A 16,695-nucleotide genomic window follows, 5' to 3' on the forward strand; every position below is an offset into this window, starting at 1 on the left:
TCCGAGTGAATTCATTGCAACGATACAGAAGACGGGTGTGGCGCCCAAGCTGTGTGGACGTCACCCCTCGCAGCTGCGCCCTCCATCGGGCCGGGGGCCCCACAGCACCGGCAGCATGCGCAATGCCATCAGGCCAAAGCCGCCCACCCAGCACATACCGGCCGTGCCCAGCAGTGCCGTGGCGGCTTCGGGGGCAAAGGCAGTTCCCGCACGCAGCATGGCCCCAGCACCGATCAACAGGGCACCTTGCACCACCCAGGGGCGCTCGTCCGAGGGGTGGCCGCAGTGCGCACGCCCTGCAATGCTGATGACCACATAGATCGAAAGACCCAGTGCCCCCATGGTGAGCAGGTGGCGACCCGCGCTAGCGCCTGGCCCGCCCGCGAGCAAGGCTGTGCCGATGAGCGCGTAACCCAGCGCCATGCAGACGTACACGGCGTAAAGCATGAAAGGCCAGCGCCGCAGCAGCGGGCGGCCTACATGCCAGTCGCCCATCAGGTTGCACAGCGCGGCAGCGGCGGCGCAGGCCAACCAGCCGCTGACGCGACCGCCCGGGTGCCAAAACTCGGCCAGCGTGAAAAGCACGATGCACAGAATGGCCAGGTTGCGTTTGGGAGGACGCGCCAGATAGGGAGCACCGCCCTCGCCCGCCTCATCGATGGACCGGTTAACGATGCGCATGGAAATTCGGCTCATGGCCACGATGATCAGAACCATCACCAGTCCCAGCACGGCCAAAAGCCAGCGCATGGGGTACTGGCCGCGCAGCGCATCAACGTAAAAACCTGCTGCCAGCAGGAACAGCGCCGCCAATGCCCAGCCGAAGGCATGCTGGCGCCTTCCAGCCACGGTGCGCAACGCGGGCAACAGCAGTATCAGAAGGCCGCCAATCAACCCCAGGTGCGCCAGGGCGGCCAGGGCCAGAGCCGGCAACCCCGCAGCACCCGATAGCCAAACCCCCAGACGGCCCAGTAGCCAAAGAAGCACCAGAAGACGCCCGGTGCGAGGGCTGGCGCTTGCCGTGGCAGTGAATTCGGGCACAGCAGTGAGCACAAAGCCTGCCACCGCAGCCAGGCCAAAACCCAGCAGCAGTTCGTGTGCGTGCCACACCAGCGCGCCGCCCGCCACCCGGGGCGGCGGCAGACCCAGGGCCAACACAGCGCTCCACAAGGCCACCAACAGCACGGCCGAGCCCATGGTCAACACAAAAAAGGGGCGCATCGCGCACATCCACAGCGGGTGCTCCAGCGCCCACCAGTTCGGCGCCTGGATTAAAGGCGCCGTATTTGTCATCCGCATCGCATTCCTTTCTTTTCACCTTGCGCCGGCGCGGGCTGCAAGGCCTGCAGGCGATGGCCCTGTAGCGGCAACACGTTGACGGCCGAGCCGGGCGCCGTGGCGCAGGCGCCCTCGTCCTGCAGCACATCGAGCCCGAAAGCAGCGCGCACGGCGGGTACGCGCAGCAACTCGGCGGTGTCGTGGTAGACCATGGCGTCGGTGCGCGCCAGGGCCGGGGCTTGCGGGCTGTGCTGGTGCACGATGCAGCCCGGCCCGGCGGCCATGACGAGCACGGTGTCGGCCAGGCGCACGGCCTCCATGAGGTCGTGCGTGATCATCAGCACCGCCGTGCCCTTCTCGCGCTGGTGGCGCAGCAGCAGGCGGTGCAGCTGTGCCTTGAGGCCGATGTCGAGCGCGGCGAAGGGTTCGTCCATCAGCAGCAGATCGGGTTCGAGCACCAGCGCGCGCGCCAGCGCGGCGCGGCTTTGCATGCCGCCCGAGAGCTGGTGCGGATAGGCCACCATGGCCTCGGCATCGAGCCCCAGCATGGCACCCATGGCGTGGGCACGCTCACGTGCGGCGGCACGCGCCATGCCTTGCGCGCGCAGGCCCAAGGCGATGTTGTCGGCGGTGGTTTGCCAGGGCAGCAGGCGTGGTTGCTGGAACATCAGCGCGGGGGTCGCAAAGGAGTTCTCCAGTCGGCCCTCCTGCACATCGAGCAGGCCCGCGCACAGGTGCAGCAGCGTGGTCTTGCCACAGCCCGAGGGGCCGACCAGCGCCAGCACGCCGCCGGGCGAAAGCGCCAGGCCCACGCCGCCGAGCACCTCGGTCAGCGCGTAGCTGTGGCGCACATTTTGAAGCAGCAAACTCATCGCGGCGCCTCCCGCCAGCGTTCGACTTCGCGCTTGAGTGGTTCCAAAAATCCATATTCGACGACCAGCAAGCAGCCCACCACGGCGCTGATCCAGCCCAGCGTGGTGGCGGTGTCCAGTTGCGAGCGGCTGGCCGCCAGCGCGGCGCCCACGCCGTCGGTGCTGGCGAGCAGTTCGGCCATCACCGCGACCTTCCAGGCACTGCCCAGCGCGGTGACCCAGGCCGGGAACAGGTACGACAGCACATGCGGCCCGTACACCTCGCGCAGCGCCATGCCCAGCGGCAGGCGGTAGGCGCGCGCCATGTCGCGCAGCTGCAGATCGAGCGTGCGCGTGCCCTGCAGCGCGCTGGCAAACACCACGGGAAAGCAGGCGATGAACACGGTGAACACCGGCGTGCCGTCGCTCATGCCAAACCACAGCATGGCCAGCACCAGCCAGGCGATGGGCGGCGTGCCCAGCAGCACCGTGACCAGCGGGCGCGACAGCACCGAGGCGGTGACGGACAAGCCCGCCAGCAACCCCAGCACGCTGCCCACGCCGAGCGCCAGCGCCAGGCCCATGAGCGCGCGGCGTGCCGTAGCCCACAGCGCGGGCCAGGCAGCGCCCTGCTCCACCTGCGCCCACAGCGCGGCAAAAGCCGTGAGCGGGTCGGGCAGGATGAGCGGGTCGTACAGCGCGGCCACGGCCTCCCAGGTGGCCAGCAGCAGCAACAGGCTGGCGGCCGCGCCCCAGCCGCTCCACAGGTAGGCGGGCAGACCCGAGAGCACGCGCCAGAGCAAACGCAGCATCACTGCCCTCCTCTCAGTGGTCGCTGCGCGCTGGCATGGTAGAACGCTTCACTTGGCAGCCTGCCCCCCAATAGCTGGGGGGTTCGGGTCATGAGCTGTCCGAAGAAAAACTCCAGTTCGGCGCGTGCGGCAGCGGCAGGCACGGCGTCCATCTGGCTCACGGCAATGGTGTCGGCCACGGCCTCGGGGGTGAGCAGGTCGATGTGGCGCGCCATCATGCGGCCGCATTCCAGGGCGTTGTCGCGGCACCAGGCAAGCGAGCGCGCATAGGCCTGCGCCACGGCATCCAGCACCTGCGGCTGTGAGCGCACCACACCCACAGCGGCAATACCCGCTTGTGGCACGCGCGGCGCGCGCCGCAGCAGGCGGCCCCATTCCTGCTGCAGGTCGGCCCCCCGGTGCAGATCCGGCGCAATCAACCCCACGGGGAAAGAGCGCGTCTTGCGCAGGGCCAGCGAGACGGCGGGCTCGGACAGCAGCGCGTGCGAGACGCGGCGCGTGATGAGCAGCTGCATGGCCTCCATGGGCGTGGGCACATAGCGGATGCGGAAGTCGCGCAGCGGGTCCAGCCCCTGTTTGGTGAGCAGCAATTGCAGCACGATGTCGGGCATGTCACCCCGAAAGGGCACAGCAATCTCTTCGCCCTTGAAATCTGCCAGCGTCTTGCGCTGAGCGTCGCGCGTGACGATCCACAGCGCGCCCCAGGTGGATATGTTGAGCAGCGTGACCCCTGCCCCACGGTTGAACAGGTTGGCCGCCACGTTGCTGGGCATGGCCAGCACATCGGCTTTGCCGCCCATGGCCATCATGCGCAGCTGGTCGGGGTCGCGCCAGGCGGTGAAAACCGTGCGCTGCGCTGCGTCCTTGAGGGCTCCCGTTTCGGCCATGTGGATCAGCGGCGCCGAAACGATGGCGGGCGGCCCGGCCAGCGTGATCTGCGGCAGAGCTGCGGCCACGCCCAGCGCGGGTGCGGCGGCCAGGGGTGCGGCCAGCAGTGCCAGCGCATGGCGGCGCGAGAGCGTGGTCTGTGGGTTCAGGAAATCATCGTGCATGGTCGTACTCCACGGCCGCAGCGGGCCATTGCTACTGCGGCACGGGCCGCAAGGGCTCAAAAAAGGGTTTCCTCAGTTCTTCATGGCGCGTGCATTACGCGCGCACCATGCAACCAGCGCTGCCCAGGCCAGTGGCCGCAGCGCAAGGGCCGCCGCGCCGCGCAGGCAGCGTCCCCCCTTCGCGCAACAAAGCGAAGCAGACAGAGGGGAAGGAGCGAAGCGGCACAGGGAGGGTCAGAATTTGTAGGTCAGCCCCGCTGTCACGCTGCGCCCCAGACCCGGCAGGTAACCCGGCTGGGCCGCCGTGGCCTGGTTGCGGATCACGTAGCTGCTGGCGTAGCGGCGGTCGGTCACGTTGTCGGCCTGCAGGTACAGGGCCCAAGGGCCATCGCTCCATTCGACTTTCAGGCCCAGCAGCGCATACGACTCCTGCTGTGTACCCGCCGTGTTGGCGTGGTCGGTGGGCGTACTCACCGGCACCCAGCGCAGGTTGGGGCCAAATCGCCAGGCACCCAGGCGAACCATGAATTCGGCATTGATCAGGTGGCGCGGCACGCCGGCGATCTGCTTGCCCGCGTACTCACCCGCGCGAAAGTGGAAGTCGCTGTAGGTCCAGCTTCCACGATAGTCCAGCGCCCCCACGCCCATGCGCTGGCTGCCCGAGAGGCCCAACTCCACACCCTGGTGCAGCGTTCCTCCCCGGTAGTTGTAGGTGCCGACCTTGATGCCGTTGGCGTCGGTGGTGGAGATTAGTTCGTCGGCCACCACGCTGCGGTACACGGCCGCGGTCCATTGCAGGGCCTGCGCGCCCTCGCCCAGGCGGCCCTGGCCGCCCAGTTCGAGCGTGGTGGCGCGCTGCATGTTCAGGCGCACCAGCTCGGCGCTGGCAGCGGCCGGGTTATTGGGCGCCACGGTGGCGCCAAGGATTTCCCAGTAGGTGGGCGCCTCGTGGCTGCGGCTGAGGTTGGCCCACAGGCGCGTGGCAGGCGAAAGCTCCCAGTTCACGCCGATCTTGGGCGTGGCGAAGTTCCAGTCCTGGTCGAGCTGGGCCGCGCTGGTACGACTGGCGGCATCGCGGGTGACCTGGCTCCACTGCAGGCTGCCCAGCACCGTCCAGCCCGGGGCTACGCGCCAGTCGGCCGACGCAAGGGCCTGCAGGTTGCTGGCGTCCAGGTCGTAGGAGCCAAAGCGCTGCATCTGCTGGCCGTTGGCCGGGTTGGTGGCGTACAGGTCGCGCTCCATCTGGCTCTGCGCCCACGACAGCGCGGTGCGCCAGCCCACGGCGCCAGCAGTGCCGTCGGGCCGGCCGCTGGCTTGCCACTGCGCGCCGGTGGTGCGGCTGTGCGTCACGGTGTGGTTGGTCTGGTTGTTGAACAGATCGTCGGTGTCCTGCCAATACACACCCACTTCATGGCGCAGCGCCTCGCTGCCCCAGGTGGAGCGGTTGGCCAGACGCAGCTGCGTGGCAGCGCGGCGCGGGTCGCGCTTGTAAACGTTGAGCAACTGGTCTTGCGGCGTCTTGCCGTCGCCCATGACGCCGCGTGGGTCAGAGCTGATGCGGTCTTTGGGCACCACGCTCGGGATCTGGAAGGCCAGGTCGGTCCAGTTCAGGTAGGTGCGGTTCTGAAAGCCGCCCTCGCCCTGAAAGCCCACGTTGGCCTGAAAAGTGTCGCGCTGCGACGCGGAGTGATGCCGATAGCCGTCATACCGGTCGCTGCTGACGGAAACACGGCCATCGAGCTGCTCGCCCACCACGCCCAAAGCGCCCTGCAGGCCCTGGCGGCCAAAACTGCCGGTCTCGGCACGCACGCGGCCACGCTCATCGGCACCGGAGAGCGAAACGAAATCCACCTCTCCGCCCAGCGTGGTGGCACCGGGGGTGATGGCATTGGCGCCACGCCGGGCGCTGACGTAAGCCGCGTTGCGCGGCTCGATCAGGCCAATGATGAAAGAGCCGTCGGCCTCGTTGAGCGGCAAGCCGTCTTGCAAGAGCAGCACGCCCCGGTTCACCGGGTTGCTCTGAATGCCCGAGCCACGGATACCCAGGCGCGGCTGGTCGGTTCCACCAAAAAAGTCCTGCAGCACGATGCCGGGCTGGTAATCGAGCGCATCGCGCAGGGTGGCCATGCGCGCCTCCTTCTGCGGCTCGGCCAGGTTGGTGCCGCCCGGCACCTGTTGCAGGCGCTTGCGCTCTTTTTCCACGCCGTTGCGCGCGGGCATGTCGGCGCCAGAAGGGCTGGACTGCACTGTCACGGATGGCAGGCTGACCGCCTCCTGCGCCTGCGCCTGAGTAACCAGCGCCGCCACCAGCAGTACGCCCGCAGTGGTGCGCAAGGAGAAACACGAAAGGGGAGTCATAGGAGGCGTGGACATGTAAACGTTATTGGTAGTCATTCGCATTTGCAATATGATCCGCGAATTGAAAATTCACACCAATGACATTTATCAACAACTGCGACGCCGCCAGCGGCCCTGGTGCCTGGCTGAACGCTCACCCCTTGCTGCAGGGGCTGCCACCCTCTGTTTTGCAAAAGCTGGTCGAACAGGCAGAACTGCGCCACTACCGCAGCGGTGACATCGTGTTTCATGAAGGTGCCACCGCCCACCACTGGCTTCTGGTCGTGCAAGGCAGCGTGGAGCTGGTTCGGTTCAGCAGCAATGGACAGGAGCGCATATTCCACAGCTACCCCAGCGGCCAGAGCGTTGCCGAGGTGGCAATGTTCATGGGCCACGGGCGCTACCCCATGATGGCGCGCGCCGCAGGCGCCACCACCGTGTGGCGCATGGCGCGCCACGCACTGCGCGACACTTGCCAGGCGCACCCAGCCCTGGCGCTCCGACTGCTGGAAGATTTCAGCCGGCGCCTATACCGCTATGTCAATGAAGTTGAATGGCTGACGACCAGCAGCGCGCCCCAGCGGCTGGCCGCTTATCTGTTGCAATTGCCCGCCGACAAGGGCAATCGTGTGGAACTGCCTTTTAGCCAGCGCCAACTGGCCGCCTACCTCGGCATCCGCGCCGAAACGCTGAGCCGTCTGCTTTCCGAGTGGCGCATGCGCTGCTGGATCCGTGGCGAAAAGCGCATCTGGGCGCTGATCGAGACCGCGTCGCTGCAAAACCTGGCCGGCGGGTGTGTCCGCAGTTTTTAGCAAGGCCGCTTGCCCGAAACGAGTTCGGTGAGGCGAGGTCCAAGGCCACGCTTGGGGGCCTTGAGCTTCTGCTATGCCAATAGCCGCTGCGGACTCAGAGCCGTTTCTGTCACGCCCTGCCGCTGAATGTGCTGTGGCACTGGAAGCCCCCGCACCAGCGCCGCGCATGCCTCGCCCATGGCCGCGCAGGTCTGGATGCCGTAGCCACCCTGCCCCGCCACCCAAAAGAACCCGGGGGCCTGCGCGTCCGGTCCACCCACCAATCCACCGTCTGCAACGAACGAGCGCAACCCCGCCCAGGTACGGGTGGGGCGCCGGATTTCCAGATTGGTCATTTCACCAATGCGAGCAATGCCCATGGCAATGTCGAGCTCTTCTGGCTGGATATCTTGCGGCTGAACAGGATCCGCGTTGGCTGGCGACCCCAGCAGCATCCCGGCGTCCGGCTTGAGGTACCAGTCTTCGCTGGCGCCAATGACCATGGGCCAGTGCTCTGTGCTGCAGCCTGGCGGCGCGGGAAACACAAATGCCGAACGACGACAAGGCACCAACCCGATTCGCTGGGCCCCCGCCAGTTGCCCAATGACATCGGCCCAGGCGCCGGCTGCGTTGATCACGACGGGCGCAGTCCAGCTTTGTTCACCGGCCGTCACCACCCATGCGTTGTCCTGTCGCTGCATCGCGGTCACTTGCGCATTGCATTGCACCTTGCCGCCCGCGCGGCGAATGCCTTTCATAAAACTGGAGTGGATAGCGTCCACGTCCATGTCGTAGGCATGGGGCTCGTAAACCGCCGCCGCCACCTGGTCGGCACGCAAAACCGGAACCCTCGCGCACGCTTCCTCGCCGGTGATGAACTGTGCATGGGGGTCGAGCGCGCTGAGCATTTTCCAGTGCGCGTTGAGCGCATCCAACTGCCCGGCGGTGGCGACCATCATGGCGCCCCGTGGCTTGAGTAGCGGGTAATCAGTGAACCCGCTGGGCGGGTTACGGAAAAAATCCAGGCTGGCGCGCGTGAGGCCGCGCACTTGCTCCGATCCGTAGCTGGCCATGTAAAGGGCAGCCGACCTTCCCGTGGAGTGGTAGCCCGGCTGGGATTCGCGCTCAAGGATGACCACCTTGCCATGCGGGGCGAGCCAATAGCCCACCGAAGCGCCGGCAATTCCGGCACCGATGATGATGAAATCGGTCTGAATGGGGGTGGGGGTGGTGCTCATGGGGCGTTCAGAGTGGTTCGTGCGTCGCTTCCGCCCCGGTACTTTACCGGCCTTGCCACAGCAGCGGCCCGACCCGGTTTTGCAAAAAGCTTGCAGCAATCGGGCAGTGCGACCCCGGGCAGCCGCTACTCCAAATCAGAGGACACTGAAAAACTGGCCCTGCTGGCTTCCGAGCGCGCGATCTGGCGGGCAATGTTGTCGCACACCAGGTCGCACAACGCATACACGGATTCGTCTGCAAAGCGGTAATACACGCTGGTGCCCCGCCCTTCCCGCTTGACGAGGCCGTTCTTGGTCATCAACGAAAGGTGGCGCGACACGTTGGCTGCCGTGTAGCCACACATTTGCGCCAGATCACCCACGTTGCGCTCTCCGTCTCGCAGGATGTTGAGGATGCGCAGGCGCGTGGGCTCAGCCAGCACCTGAAAGTACCCGGCAACCTCTTCCAGCGCTTCTGGAGGCATGTTTTTCATTCGTCACTCCTGGGCCTGAAGGGCTGGAGATACCAGCGCTACCCAAGATCAGGCCAGTCGCTATCATACAATAATTGACTAATTAGCTATTTAGTTAAATAATGAACAAACTGCTACTGAACCCACTGATGGGTATGGAGAACCGGATGCTGATGCCTCGACTCGCCACTGCCGCATTGCTGACCTGCCTGTTGGTTGTGCAAACTGCGTGGGCTGTTGAAGCCACACCGCTCAAAACCCACGAAGTGCTGGCCAATGGCGCAACCCGGCAAGCCAGCGTGGATGGTGTAGTGGAGGCCGTGCGTGACACCACGCTGTCAGCCCAGGTGCAGGGCGCCATCGTTGCACTCCACGCGAAAGTGGGCGATACGGTCAAGGCCGGGCAGGAGCTGGTGCGTATTGATGCCCGGGTGGCTTCGCAAAGTGCCGCCGCCAGCGTGGCGCAGGTGGATGCAGCCCGCGCCAGCATGCAGGTGGCCAGCAAAGAGTTCGAGCGCCAAAAGCAGCTTTTTCAAAAACAATACATCAGCCAGGCGGCGCTTGACCGCGCCCAAGCGCAGTTGCAGGCCAGCCAGGCCCAGGTGCAGGCGTTGCAGGCGCAGGCAGGGGCCGCCACCACGCAGTCGGGCTTTTATGTGCTGAAAGCGCCCTACGCTGGTGTCATCAGCGAGGTTCCGGTGGCGCTGGGCGACATGGCGATGCCGGGGCGCCCACTGGTGCGGCTGTATGACCCCTCGGCCTTGCGCGTGACCGCCATGGTCCCGCAGATGGCGGCCACTGCACTGGTCGGCAGCCAGAACCTGCAAGCTGAAATACCCGGGCTGACAACGTCGAATATTGCCGTGCAGCCCGGCCAGATCCAGTTGCTACCCACGGTGGATGCCGCCACGCACACAGTGCAGTTGCGTGTCGCACTGGCCCCCGACCTCCAGGGCGCAACACCTGGCATGTTTGCCCGGCTGTGGTTGCCTGCAGCCGCCCTCGCAGCGGGCGAGCTGCGGGTGCAGATTCCTGCCAGTGCGGTGGTGCGCCGTGCTGAAATGACGGGGGTCTATGTGCTGGATGCGCAAGGCCGGCCCCTGTTGCGCCAGGTGCGGCTGGGCCGTCGCAGCGGCGAACAGGTCGAGGTGCTGAGTGGCCTGCGTCCGGGTGACAAGGTAGCCACCGATCCGCAGGCAGCCGCCAAGGTGCGCTGAGATGGACGACATGAACAACCCCACACCGCAGGCCCTGGGCATTTCGGGCCGCATTGCGGCCTTGTTCCAGAGCGCGCAGATCACGCCGTTGCTGGCGCTGGTGGCGTTTTTGCTGGGCGTGTTTGCCGTGATGGTGACGCCGCGCGAGGAAGAGCCGCAGATCAACGTGACCATGGCCAATGTGCTGATTCCATTCCCGGGCGCCTCGGTGACCGATGTGGAGCAGATGGTGGCCACCCCGGCCGAGCAGGTGCTCTCGCAAATGGCGGGCACCGAACATGTGATGTCGGTTTCGCGCCCGGGCGTGGCGGTTCTTACGGTGCAGTTCAAGGTGGGCGTTGAACGCACCGAAGCTCTGGTGCGGCTGCATGACACCTTGCGGAGCAACACCGACTGGCTACCGCGCGATCTGGGGGTGCTGGAGCCCATCATCAAACCCAAGGGCATTGACGATGTTCCCATCGTCACCCTCACACTTTTCAGCAAAAACGCAGACACCGGCGCTTTTGCGCTGGAGCGCGTGGCCCACAGCATGGAAGCTGAAATCAAGCGGGTGGCCGGCACGCGCGAAGTGCAAACGGTGGGCGGCCCGGGCCGGGCCGTCATGGTGCGCCTGGACCCGGCGCGCATGGCCAGCACCGGCACCACCGTGCAGGATCTGCGCAGCGCGCTGCAGTCCGCCAACATGGGCATGCCCGTGGGTGAACTCATCAGCGGCAACCAGGCGGTGGCCGTAGAGGCAGGCCCGTTTCTCATGCAGGCCAGCGACGTTGCCGAGCTGATGGTGGGGGTACGTGGCGGCAAACCCCTGTTTCTGAAAGACGTGGCCGAAGTCAACGATGGCCCCTTGCCCCCCAGCCGCTACGTGTGGCACGGCAAGGCCGAGGCCAACGGTGGCGGCGAATACCCCGCTGTCACCTTACTGGTCACCAAGAAGCCGGGCGAGAACGCCATCGACGTGGCCAACGCCGTCATGCAGCGGGTGGAGCAGCTGCGCAACACCGTCATTCCGGATGGCGTTGAAGTGGCCGAGACGCGCAACTACGGCGCCACGGCCAACGACAAGGCCCAAAAGCTCATCCAGAAACTGTTGTTTGCCACGGCTTCGGTGGTGGCGCTGGTGTTCATTGCGCTGGGCCGGCGCGAGGCCGCCATTGTGGGCACGGCCGTGGTGCTGACGCTCACCGTGACGCTGTTTGCCTCGTGGGCCTGGGGTTTCACTCTCAACCGGGTGTCGCTGTTCGCGCTGATTTTCTCCATCGGCATCCTGGTGGACGATGCCATCGTGGTGGTTGAAAACATTCACCGGCACCAGCAGCTCTTTCCGGGCAAGACACTCGCGCAGATCATTCCGGGCGCGGTGGACGAAGTGGGCGGCCCCACCATCCTGGCCACGTTCACGGTGATTGCCGCGCTGCTGCCCATGGCGTTTGTGTCGGGCCTGATGGGCCCCTACATGAGCCCGATCCCCATCAACGCCAGCATGGGCATGCTGCTGTCGCTGGCCATCGCCTTCGTGGTCACGCCCTGGCTGGCGCGTTTGTGGATGAAGGCGCACCCTGCACAAGGCGGCAGCGCAGGCCACGCCCCCGCTGCACCCTCAGGCATGGCGGCCCGCATCACCCCCCTTTTCACCCGCATCTTCACGCCCTTGCTCGACGACCAGCGCGGCCCCCGCAACCGCCGGTTGCTGGGACTGGGCGTGGCGGTACTGATTGCGCTGTCGGTGGCCCTGCCCGCCACAGGGCTGGTGCTGCTCAAGATGCTGCCGTTTGACAACAAGTCCGAGTTCCAGGTGGTGGTGGACATGCCTGCAGGCACCCCGGTAGAACAAACGGCTGCGGTGCTGCACGAGCTGGGCTCCTATCTGGCCACCGTGCCTGAGGTCACCGATTACCAGGCTTACGCAGGCACGGCGGCACCCATCAATTTCAACGGATTGGTGCGCCAGTACTACCTGCGCGCCGGGGGCGATGTGGGCGACATCCAGGTGAACCTGGTGGACAAATCGCACCGCAAGGACCAGAGCCACGCCATTGCCACACGGGTGCGCCCTGCCCTGCAGCAGATCGGGCAGCGCATGGGTGCCAATGTGAAGGTGGTTGAAGTGCCACCAGGGCCGCCGGTGCTGTCGCCCATCGTGGCCGAAATCTATGGCCCCGAAGCCGAAGGTCGGCGCCAGATGGCCAAGGCCGTGCGTGCAGTGTTCAGCCAGACCGCCGGTCTGGTGGACGTGGATGACAGCAGCATTGCCAGCGCGCCGCGCAAGCTTTTGCTGATCGACCGGCGCAAGGCCGCGCTGCTGGGCATACCCCAGCAGGCCATTGTGGGCACGCTGCGTGCTGGCTTGGCCGGCGAAGCCGCCACCTATCTGCACGACGCCAGCAAATACCCCGCCCCCGTGGTGCTGCAGTTGCCCGAAGAAAGCCATGGCGATCTGGCCGCGCTGCTGCAGCTGACCGTGCGCGGCGCGTCGGGCAAGCAGGTGCCCATCAGTGAGCTGGTCACGGTAAGCGACACCGTGCGCGAGCAGCCCATCTATCACAAAGACCTTCTGCCGGTGAACTTTGTGGTGGCCGACATGGCCGGCAAGGTGGACAGCCCGCTGTACGGCATGTTCCAGATGCGCAGCGCCATCGCGCAGATCGAGACCCCGGGTGGCGGCCCGCTGGTGGAATATTTTGTGCGCCAGCCCTCGGATGCGCTGCGCGACTACGCCATCAAGTGGGACGGCGAGTGGCAGATCACCTTTGAGACCTTCCGCGACATGGGCGCCGCCTACGCCGTGGGCCTGATCCTCATCTACCTGCTGGTGGTGGCGCAGTTCGGCAGCTACCTCACGCCGCTGATCATCATGGCGCCTATCCCGCTGACCATCATTGGCGTGATGCCAGGCCACGCCTTGCTGGGCGCGCAGTACACGGCCACCAGCATGATCGGCATGATCGCGCTGGCCGGCATCATCGTGCGCAACTCCATCCTGCTGGTCGACTTCATCAATTTGCAGGTGCGTGAAGGCACTCCGCTCAAAGACGCCATCGTGCACTCGGCCATTACCCGCGCCCAGCCCATTGTGCTGACGGGGCTGGCGGCCATGATTGGTGCGTTCTTCATCCTCGATGACCCGATCTTCAATGGCCTGGCCATTTCGCTGATTTTCGGCATCTTTGTCTCCACCGTGCTCACGCTGGTGGTCATCCCTACGCTGTATTACGCGGCCTACCGCAAGCAGCACCGGCACCCTGCCAGCGGCCAGTCCGTTTCCGGGCAATCCATTTCACCCGACGGCAATAGTGGCCCGACAGAGGCTGCGCCGCACTGACTCACTGATATGCACTGATTTTCAACAAGGCACCACAGGAGACAAACCATGGCCCATATCGTCGTTATCGGAGCAGGCATTGGCGGCATGCCCGCAGCCTACGAGTTGCGCGGCAAGCTGTCCACGCAACATCGCGTCACCGTGATCAGCGCGGTGGACTACTTCCAGTTCGTGCCCTCGAATCCCTGGATCGCGGTGGGCTGGCGAAAACGCGACGATATCGTGCTGCAAATCGGCCCGCTGCTGCAGCGCAAGGGCATTGATTTCATTGCCAGCGCTGTCCAGACCATCGACGCCACCGGTAACAGCGTCACGCTGGCCAACGGTCAGACCGTGCCTTACGACTATCTGGTCATCACCACCGGCCCGCGCCTTGCATTCGAGGAAGTGCCTGGCGCAGGCCCCATCGACGGCCACACGCACTCCATCTGCACGGTGGACCATGCCCTGGGCTTCTGGGCAGACTACGAGAAGTACCTTGAAAACCCCGGGCCGATGGTGATTGGCGCCATGCCCGGCGCCAGCTGCTTTGGCCCGGCGTATGAGTTTGCCTTTATCGTTTCGGCCGACCTGCGCAAGCGCAAGCTGCGCCACAAGGTGCCCCTCACCTATGTCACCAGCGAGCCCTACATCGGCCACCTCGGCCTGGGTGGCGTGGGCGACAGTAAGAGCATGCTCGAGAGCGAATTGCGCGGCCAGGACATCAAGTGGATCACCAACGCCCGCACCACGCGCGTGGAAGACGGCAAGATGATGGTGGACCAGCTCGACGAACAGGGCAACCTGATCAAGCAGCACGAGTTGCCATTCAAGCTCTCTATGATGCTGCCCGCTTTCAAGGGCGTGGCCGCCGTGGCCGCCGTGCCCAACCTGTGCAACCCGCGCGGCTTTGTGCTGATCGACGAGCACCAGCGCAGCAAGGCCTACCCCAACATCTTTGCAGCGGGCGTGTGCGTGGCCATTCCGCCCGTGGAGGTGACGCCCGTGCCCACCGGCGCACCCAAGACCGGCTACATGATCGAAACCATGGTGTCGGCCATCGTGCACAACATCGCGGCCGACCTGGAAGGCCACCCCGCCACCGCCACCGCCACCTGGAATGCGATCTGCCTGGCCGACATGGGCGACACCGGCGCAGCCTTTGTTGCGCTGCCGCAGATTCCGCCGCGCAACGTCAACTGGTTCAAGAAGGGCAAATGGGTGCACCTGGGCAAGATCGCATTCGAGAAATATTTCCTCGGCAAGATCAAGTCTGGCAATACCGACCCGATCTACGAGAAATATGTGCTCAAGATCCTGGGCATCGCGCGCCTGCAAGAGCCCTCCGGCCCCAAGTAAACCTGCAACCCTTTTGTTTTTTCCATCCTTCAACTTCGGAGATTCACAATGACCTCTTGGCAACTCGTTCGCATCATCGGCGGCTTCTTCATCCTGCTGTCGCTGGCCCTGGGCGTAGCGGGCAGCCCCATCTTTCACAACGCCAACTGGCTGTGGTTTACCGCCTTTGTGGGCGTCAATCTGCTGCAAAGCGGCTTCACCCGGTGGTGCTTGATGGAAACCATCATGCGCAAGCTGGGCGCGGCGGCAGGCAATTGAGCGGAGGTCACACCATGCGCATGAAGCCGCTGTGGGCCGCTTTGCTGGCGCTGGGCCTCACGGGCGCCCACGCGGCCGACCTGCTGCAGGCCTGGCAGGCTGCACGCCAGCATGACCCCGACATGGCCGTGGCGCAGTCTGCGCTGCAGGCGGGCCAGGCGCGGCGGGATCAGGCCAGCGCGCTGTGGCGCCCCACGGTGGCTGCCACGGCGGCGGGGGGTGCCATGGGCTCCAGAACATCGACCGCCGGGGCGTCGTTCTCTGCGCCCGCAATGGGCACCTCGTCAGATGTGGCGTTCAACACGTCGGTGGACAACGGCCCGGGGGCGCGCTGGAGCATTGGTGCCCGCATGCCCATCTACAGCCCCGAACGCACGGCGCAGGGCCGCAAGCTCACGCTGTCTGCCGATCTGGCCGATGTGCAGTGGCAGGCAGCCGAACAGGCCCTCATGCTGCAAACCGCCGAGCGCTACTTTGCCGTGGCGCTGGCGCAGGACGCACTGCGCCTGCTGCAGCGCCAGCAAACGGCCGTCAACAAGGCACTGGTGGAGGCGCAAGACCGCTTTGAACTAGGAGATGCTCCCGTCACCGACACCCACGAAGCCGCTGCGCGCGCCCGTGGCATCGATGCGCAGGTGCTTGCAGCCGAGGTGGATTTGCAGATCGCCCAGCGCGCCCTGGCGGACACCACCGGCTGGTCGGTCGACGCGCTGCAGGTGGCGCCGGCACCGGCTTTGCTGGCCTCCCCCGCCCTGCCTGCCCTGCCCCAGTGGCTGGACCAGGCGGCAGCAGCCAACCCTGGCCTGCGCCAGCAAACCCTGGCCGTCGAGGTGGCGCGCCAGGATGTCGCCCAATATGCCCGCGGCGCAGGCACCACCGTGGACCTGGTCGCACAGGCAAGCCGCGAGCACCTGAGCGGCTCGGGCCGCTACGGCCATGGCAGCAACACCGCCCAGCAACACCTGGTGGGCGTGCAGATCACCGTGCCGCTTTACACCGGTGGCCAGCGCAGCGCGCGCCAGCAAGAGCTGCTGCACCTGCAAGCCAAGGCCGAAGCAGAACTCGACCGCGCACGCCAGCAGGTGGCGCAGCAAACACGCGCCGCGTGGCTGCGCCTGCAGGCGGGCACGGCACGCACCGAGGCACAAGACGCCGCCCTGCGCGCCAGCCAGGCCCGCCTGGACGCAACCCAGCTCGGCCGCCAGGTAGGCGACCGCACCACGCTGGACCTGCTCAACGCGCAAAACGATGCAGCCGCAGCCGAGCTGGCCATGGCGCAGCTGCGCACATCCCTCACGCTCGAGCGCCTGCGCCTGCTGGCCCTGACGGGGCAGCTGGACGAGCGCGCGTTGCACGCCGCCACCGTGGATGCCCCGGCCGCAAAGTAACCCCACCCATCTCTCCCCAAAGACACCATGGAAACCACCACCTTCCCACAGCCTGCCACGCCCCTGGTGGTCGATGTGCGCTCGCCCGGCGAATTTGAAGCCGGCCATGTGGACGGCGCCATCAACCTGCCGCTCGACCGCCTGGGCACCGATTGCGCGCAGGTCTTGCCCGACAAGGCCACGCCCCTTGTGTTGTGCTGCCTGTCGGGTGCACGCTCGGGCATGGCGGCGCAGTGGTTGCGGCAGCAGGGCTACCAGCAGGTGGCCAACGGCGGCTCGGTGGGCAGCGTGGCGCTGCAGCTGCAGCGACCCATTCGCCGTGGCTGAGGCGCCCCACCACCCTGCCCGCTTTCCCTTCCCT

General features: G+C 66.0%; 14 protein-coding genes. 7 read left to right on the top strand and 7 right to left on the bottom strand.

Annotated elements, in window-relative coordinates:
* Positions 1-60: 60 nt before the first annotated feature.
* The 5 genes from DTW89_RS01090 to DTW89_RS01110 form a co-directional block, all read right to left on the bottom strand.
* Positions 61-1,299, bottom strand: a complete 1,239-nt coding sequence (locus tag DTW89_RS01090; RefSeq protein WP_330861771.1) for an NnrS family protein — start codon at positions 1,297-1,299, stop codon at positions 61-63.
* Complete coding sequence (locus tag DTW89_RS01095; protein ID WP_111868247.1) at positions 1,290-2,150, bottom strand: ABC transporter ATP-binding protein; 861 nt, start codon at positions 2,148-2,150, stop codon at positions 1,290-1,292. Before DTW89_RS01095 ends, DTW89_RS01090 begins: the two co-directional genes overlap by 10 nt.
* Positions 2,147-2,941 (bottom strand): ABC transporter permease, encoded by a 795-nt coding sequence (locus DTW89_RS01100; protein WP_114654566.1) that lies wholly within the window; start codon positions 2,939-2,941, stop codon positions 2,147-2,149. Before DTW89_RS01100 ends, DTW89_RS01095 begins: the two co-directional genes overlap by 4 nt.
* On the bottom strand, positions 2,941-3,993 hold the full coding sequence (locus DTW89_RS01105) for an ABC transporter substrate-binding protein (RefSeq protein WP_236636986.1): 1,053 nt from the start codon (positions 3,991-3,993) through the stop codon (positions 2,941-2,943). The genes DTW89_RS01100 and DTW89_RS01105 overlap by 1 nt, the downstream gene beginning before the upstream one ends.
* Positions 3,994-4,227: 234 nt before the next feature.
* On the bottom strand, positions 4,228-6,366 hold the full coding sequence (locus DTW89_RS01110; RefSeq protein ID WP_201740916.1) for a TonB-dependent receptor family protein: 2,139 nt from the start codon (positions 6,364-6,366) through the stop codon (positions 4,228-4,230).
* A gap of 62 nt (positions 6,367-6,428) precedes the next feature.
* On the opposite strand from DTW89_RS01110, the gene DTW89_RS01115 reads away from it, so the two are divergent.
* A complete protein-coding gene (locus DTW89_RS01115) occupies positions 6,429-7,142 on the top strand; it encodes a Crp/Fnr family transcriptional regulator (RefSeq protein WP_114654568.1) in 714 nt (237 codons plus the stop codon).
* A 71-nt stretch (positions 7,143-7,213) separates the two neighbouring features.
* On the opposite strand, the gene DTW89_RS01120 is transcribed toward DTW89_RS01115, so the two are convergent.
* Positions 7,214-8,359 (bottom strand): NAD(P)/FAD-dependent oxidoreductase, encoded by a 1,146-nt coding sequence (locus tag DTW89_RS01120; protein ID WP_114654569.1) that lies wholly within the window; start codon positions 8,357-8,359, stop codon positions 7,214-7,216.
* Positions 8,360-8,484: 125 nt separating this feature from the next.
* Positions 8,485-8,832, bottom strand: a complete 348-nt coding sequence (locus DTW89_RS01125) for an ArsR/SmtB family transcription factor (protein WP_114654570.1) — start codon at positions 8,830-8,832, stop codon at positions 8,485-8,487.
* A 146-nt stretch (positions 8,833-8,978) separates the two neighbouring features.
* Between DTW89_RS01125 and DTW89_RS01130 the strand changes: the two genes are divergently transcribed.
* The 6 genes from DTW89_RS01130 to DTW89_RS01155 are packed head-to-tail and all read left to right on the top strand — an operon-like array spanning position 8,979 to position 16,661.
* The gene (locus DTW89_RS01130; RefSeq protein WP_236636987.1) at positions 8,979-10,028 is read left to right on the top strand and encodes an efflux RND transporter periplasmic adaptor subunit; all 1,050 of its coding nucleotides are present in this window, start codon (positions 8,979-8,981) and stop codon (positions 10,026-10,028) included.
* 1 nt (position 10,029) lies between these two features.
* Complete coding sequence (locus DTW89_RS01135) at positions 10,030-13,350, top strand: efflux RND transporter permease subunit (protein ID WP_114654571.1); 3,321 nt, start codon at positions 10,030-10,032, stop codon at positions 13,348-13,350.
* Between the two features lie 48 nt (positions 13,351-13,398).
* The gene (locus tag DTW89_RS01140) at positions 13,399-14,688 is read left to right on the top strand and encodes an NAD(P)/FAD-dependent oxidoreductase (protein ID WP_114654572.1); all 1,290 of its coding nucleotides are present in this window, start codon (positions 13,399-13,401) and stop codon (positions 14,686-14,688) included.
* Positions 14,689-14,736: 48 nt separating this feature from the next.
* On the top strand, positions 14,737-14,946 hold the full coding sequence (locus DTW89_RS01145) for a YgaP family membrane protein (protein WP_114654573.1): 210 nt from the start codon (positions 14,737-14,739) through the stop codon (positions 14,944-14,946).
* A gap of 14 nt (positions 14,947-14,960) precedes the next feature.
* Complete coding sequence (locus DTW89_RS01150; protein WP_236636988.1) at positions 14,961-16,334, top strand: TolC family protein; 1,374 nt, start codon at positions 14,961-14,963, stop codon at positions 16,332-16,334.
* A 27-nt stretch (positions 16,335-16,361) separates the two neighbouring features.
* Positions 16,362-16,661 (top strand): rhodanese-like domain-containing protein, encoded by a 300-nt coding sequence (locus tag DTW89_RS01155; protein WP_114654574.1) that lies wholly within the window; start codon positions 16,362-16,364, stop codon positions 16,659-16,661.
* Positions 16,662-16,695 lie beyond the last annotated feature (34 nt).

The sequence above is a fragment of the Acidovorax sp. BoFeN1 genome (assembly GCF_003345135.1).
GTDB lineage: Bacteria > Pseudomonadota > Gammaproteobacteria > Burkholderiales > Burkholderiaceae_C > Acidovorax > Acidovorax defluvii.

Bases quoted from the DNA above. Each gene is read 5' to 3' on its own strand.
- DTW89_RS01135 (WP_114654571.1), top strand. From the start codon at position 10,030: ATGGACGACATGAACAACCCCACACCGCAGGCCCTGGGCATTTCGGGC.
- DTW89_RS01155 (WP_114654574.1), top strand. From the start codon at position 16,362: ATGGAAACCACCACCTTCCCACAGCCTGCCACGCCCCTGGTGGTCGAT.
- DTW89_RS01120 (WP_114654569.1), bottom strand. From the start codon at position 8,359: ATGAGCACCACCCCCACCCCCATTCAGACCGATTTCATCATCATCGGT.
- DTW89_RS01145 (WP_114654573.1), top strand. From the start codon at position 14,737: ATGACCTCTTGGCAACTCGTTCGCATCATCGGCGGCTTCTTCATCCTG.
- DTW89_RS01140 (WP_114654572.1), top strand. From the start codon at position 13,399: ATGGCCCATATCGTCGTTATCGGAGCAGGCATTGGCGGCATGCCCGCA.
- DTW89_RS01125 (WP_114654570.1), bottom strand. From the start codon at position 8,832: ATGAAAAACATGCCTCCAGAAGCGCTGGAAGAGGTTGCCGGGTACTTT.
- DTW89_RS01100 (WP_114654566.1), bottom strand. From the start codon at position 2,941: ATGCTGCGTTTGCTCTGGCGCGTGCTCTCGGGTCTGCCCGCCTACCTG.
- DTW89_RS01090 (WP_330861771.1), bottom strand. From the start codon at position 1,299: ATGCGGATGACAAATACGGCGCCTTTAATCCAGGCGCCGAACTGGTGG.
- DTW89_RS01110 (WP_201740916.1), bottom strand. From the start codon at position 6,366: ATGTCCACGCCTCCTATGACTCCCCTTTCGTGTTTCTCCTTGCGCACC.
- DTW89_RS01150 (WP_236636988.1), top strand. From the start codon at position 14,961: ATGCGCATGAAGCCGCTGTGGGCCGCTTTGCTGGCGCTGGGCCTCACG.
- DTW89_RS01130 (WP_236636987.1), top strand. From the start codon at position 8,979: ATGCTGATGCCTCGACTCGCCACTGCCGCATTGCTGACCTGCCTGTTG.
- DTW89_RS01095 (WP_111868247.1), bottom strand. From the start codon at position 2,150: ATGAGTTTGCTGCTTCAAAATGTGCGCCACAGCTACGCGCTGACCGAG.
- DTW89_RS01105 (WP_236636986.1), bottom strand. From the start codon at position 3,993: ATGCACGATGATTTCCTGAACCCACAGACCACGCTCTCGCGCCGCCAT.
- DTW89_RS01115 (WP_114654568.1), top strand. From the start codon at position 6,429: ATGACATTTATCAACAACTGCGACGCCGCCAGCGGCCCTGGTGCCTGG.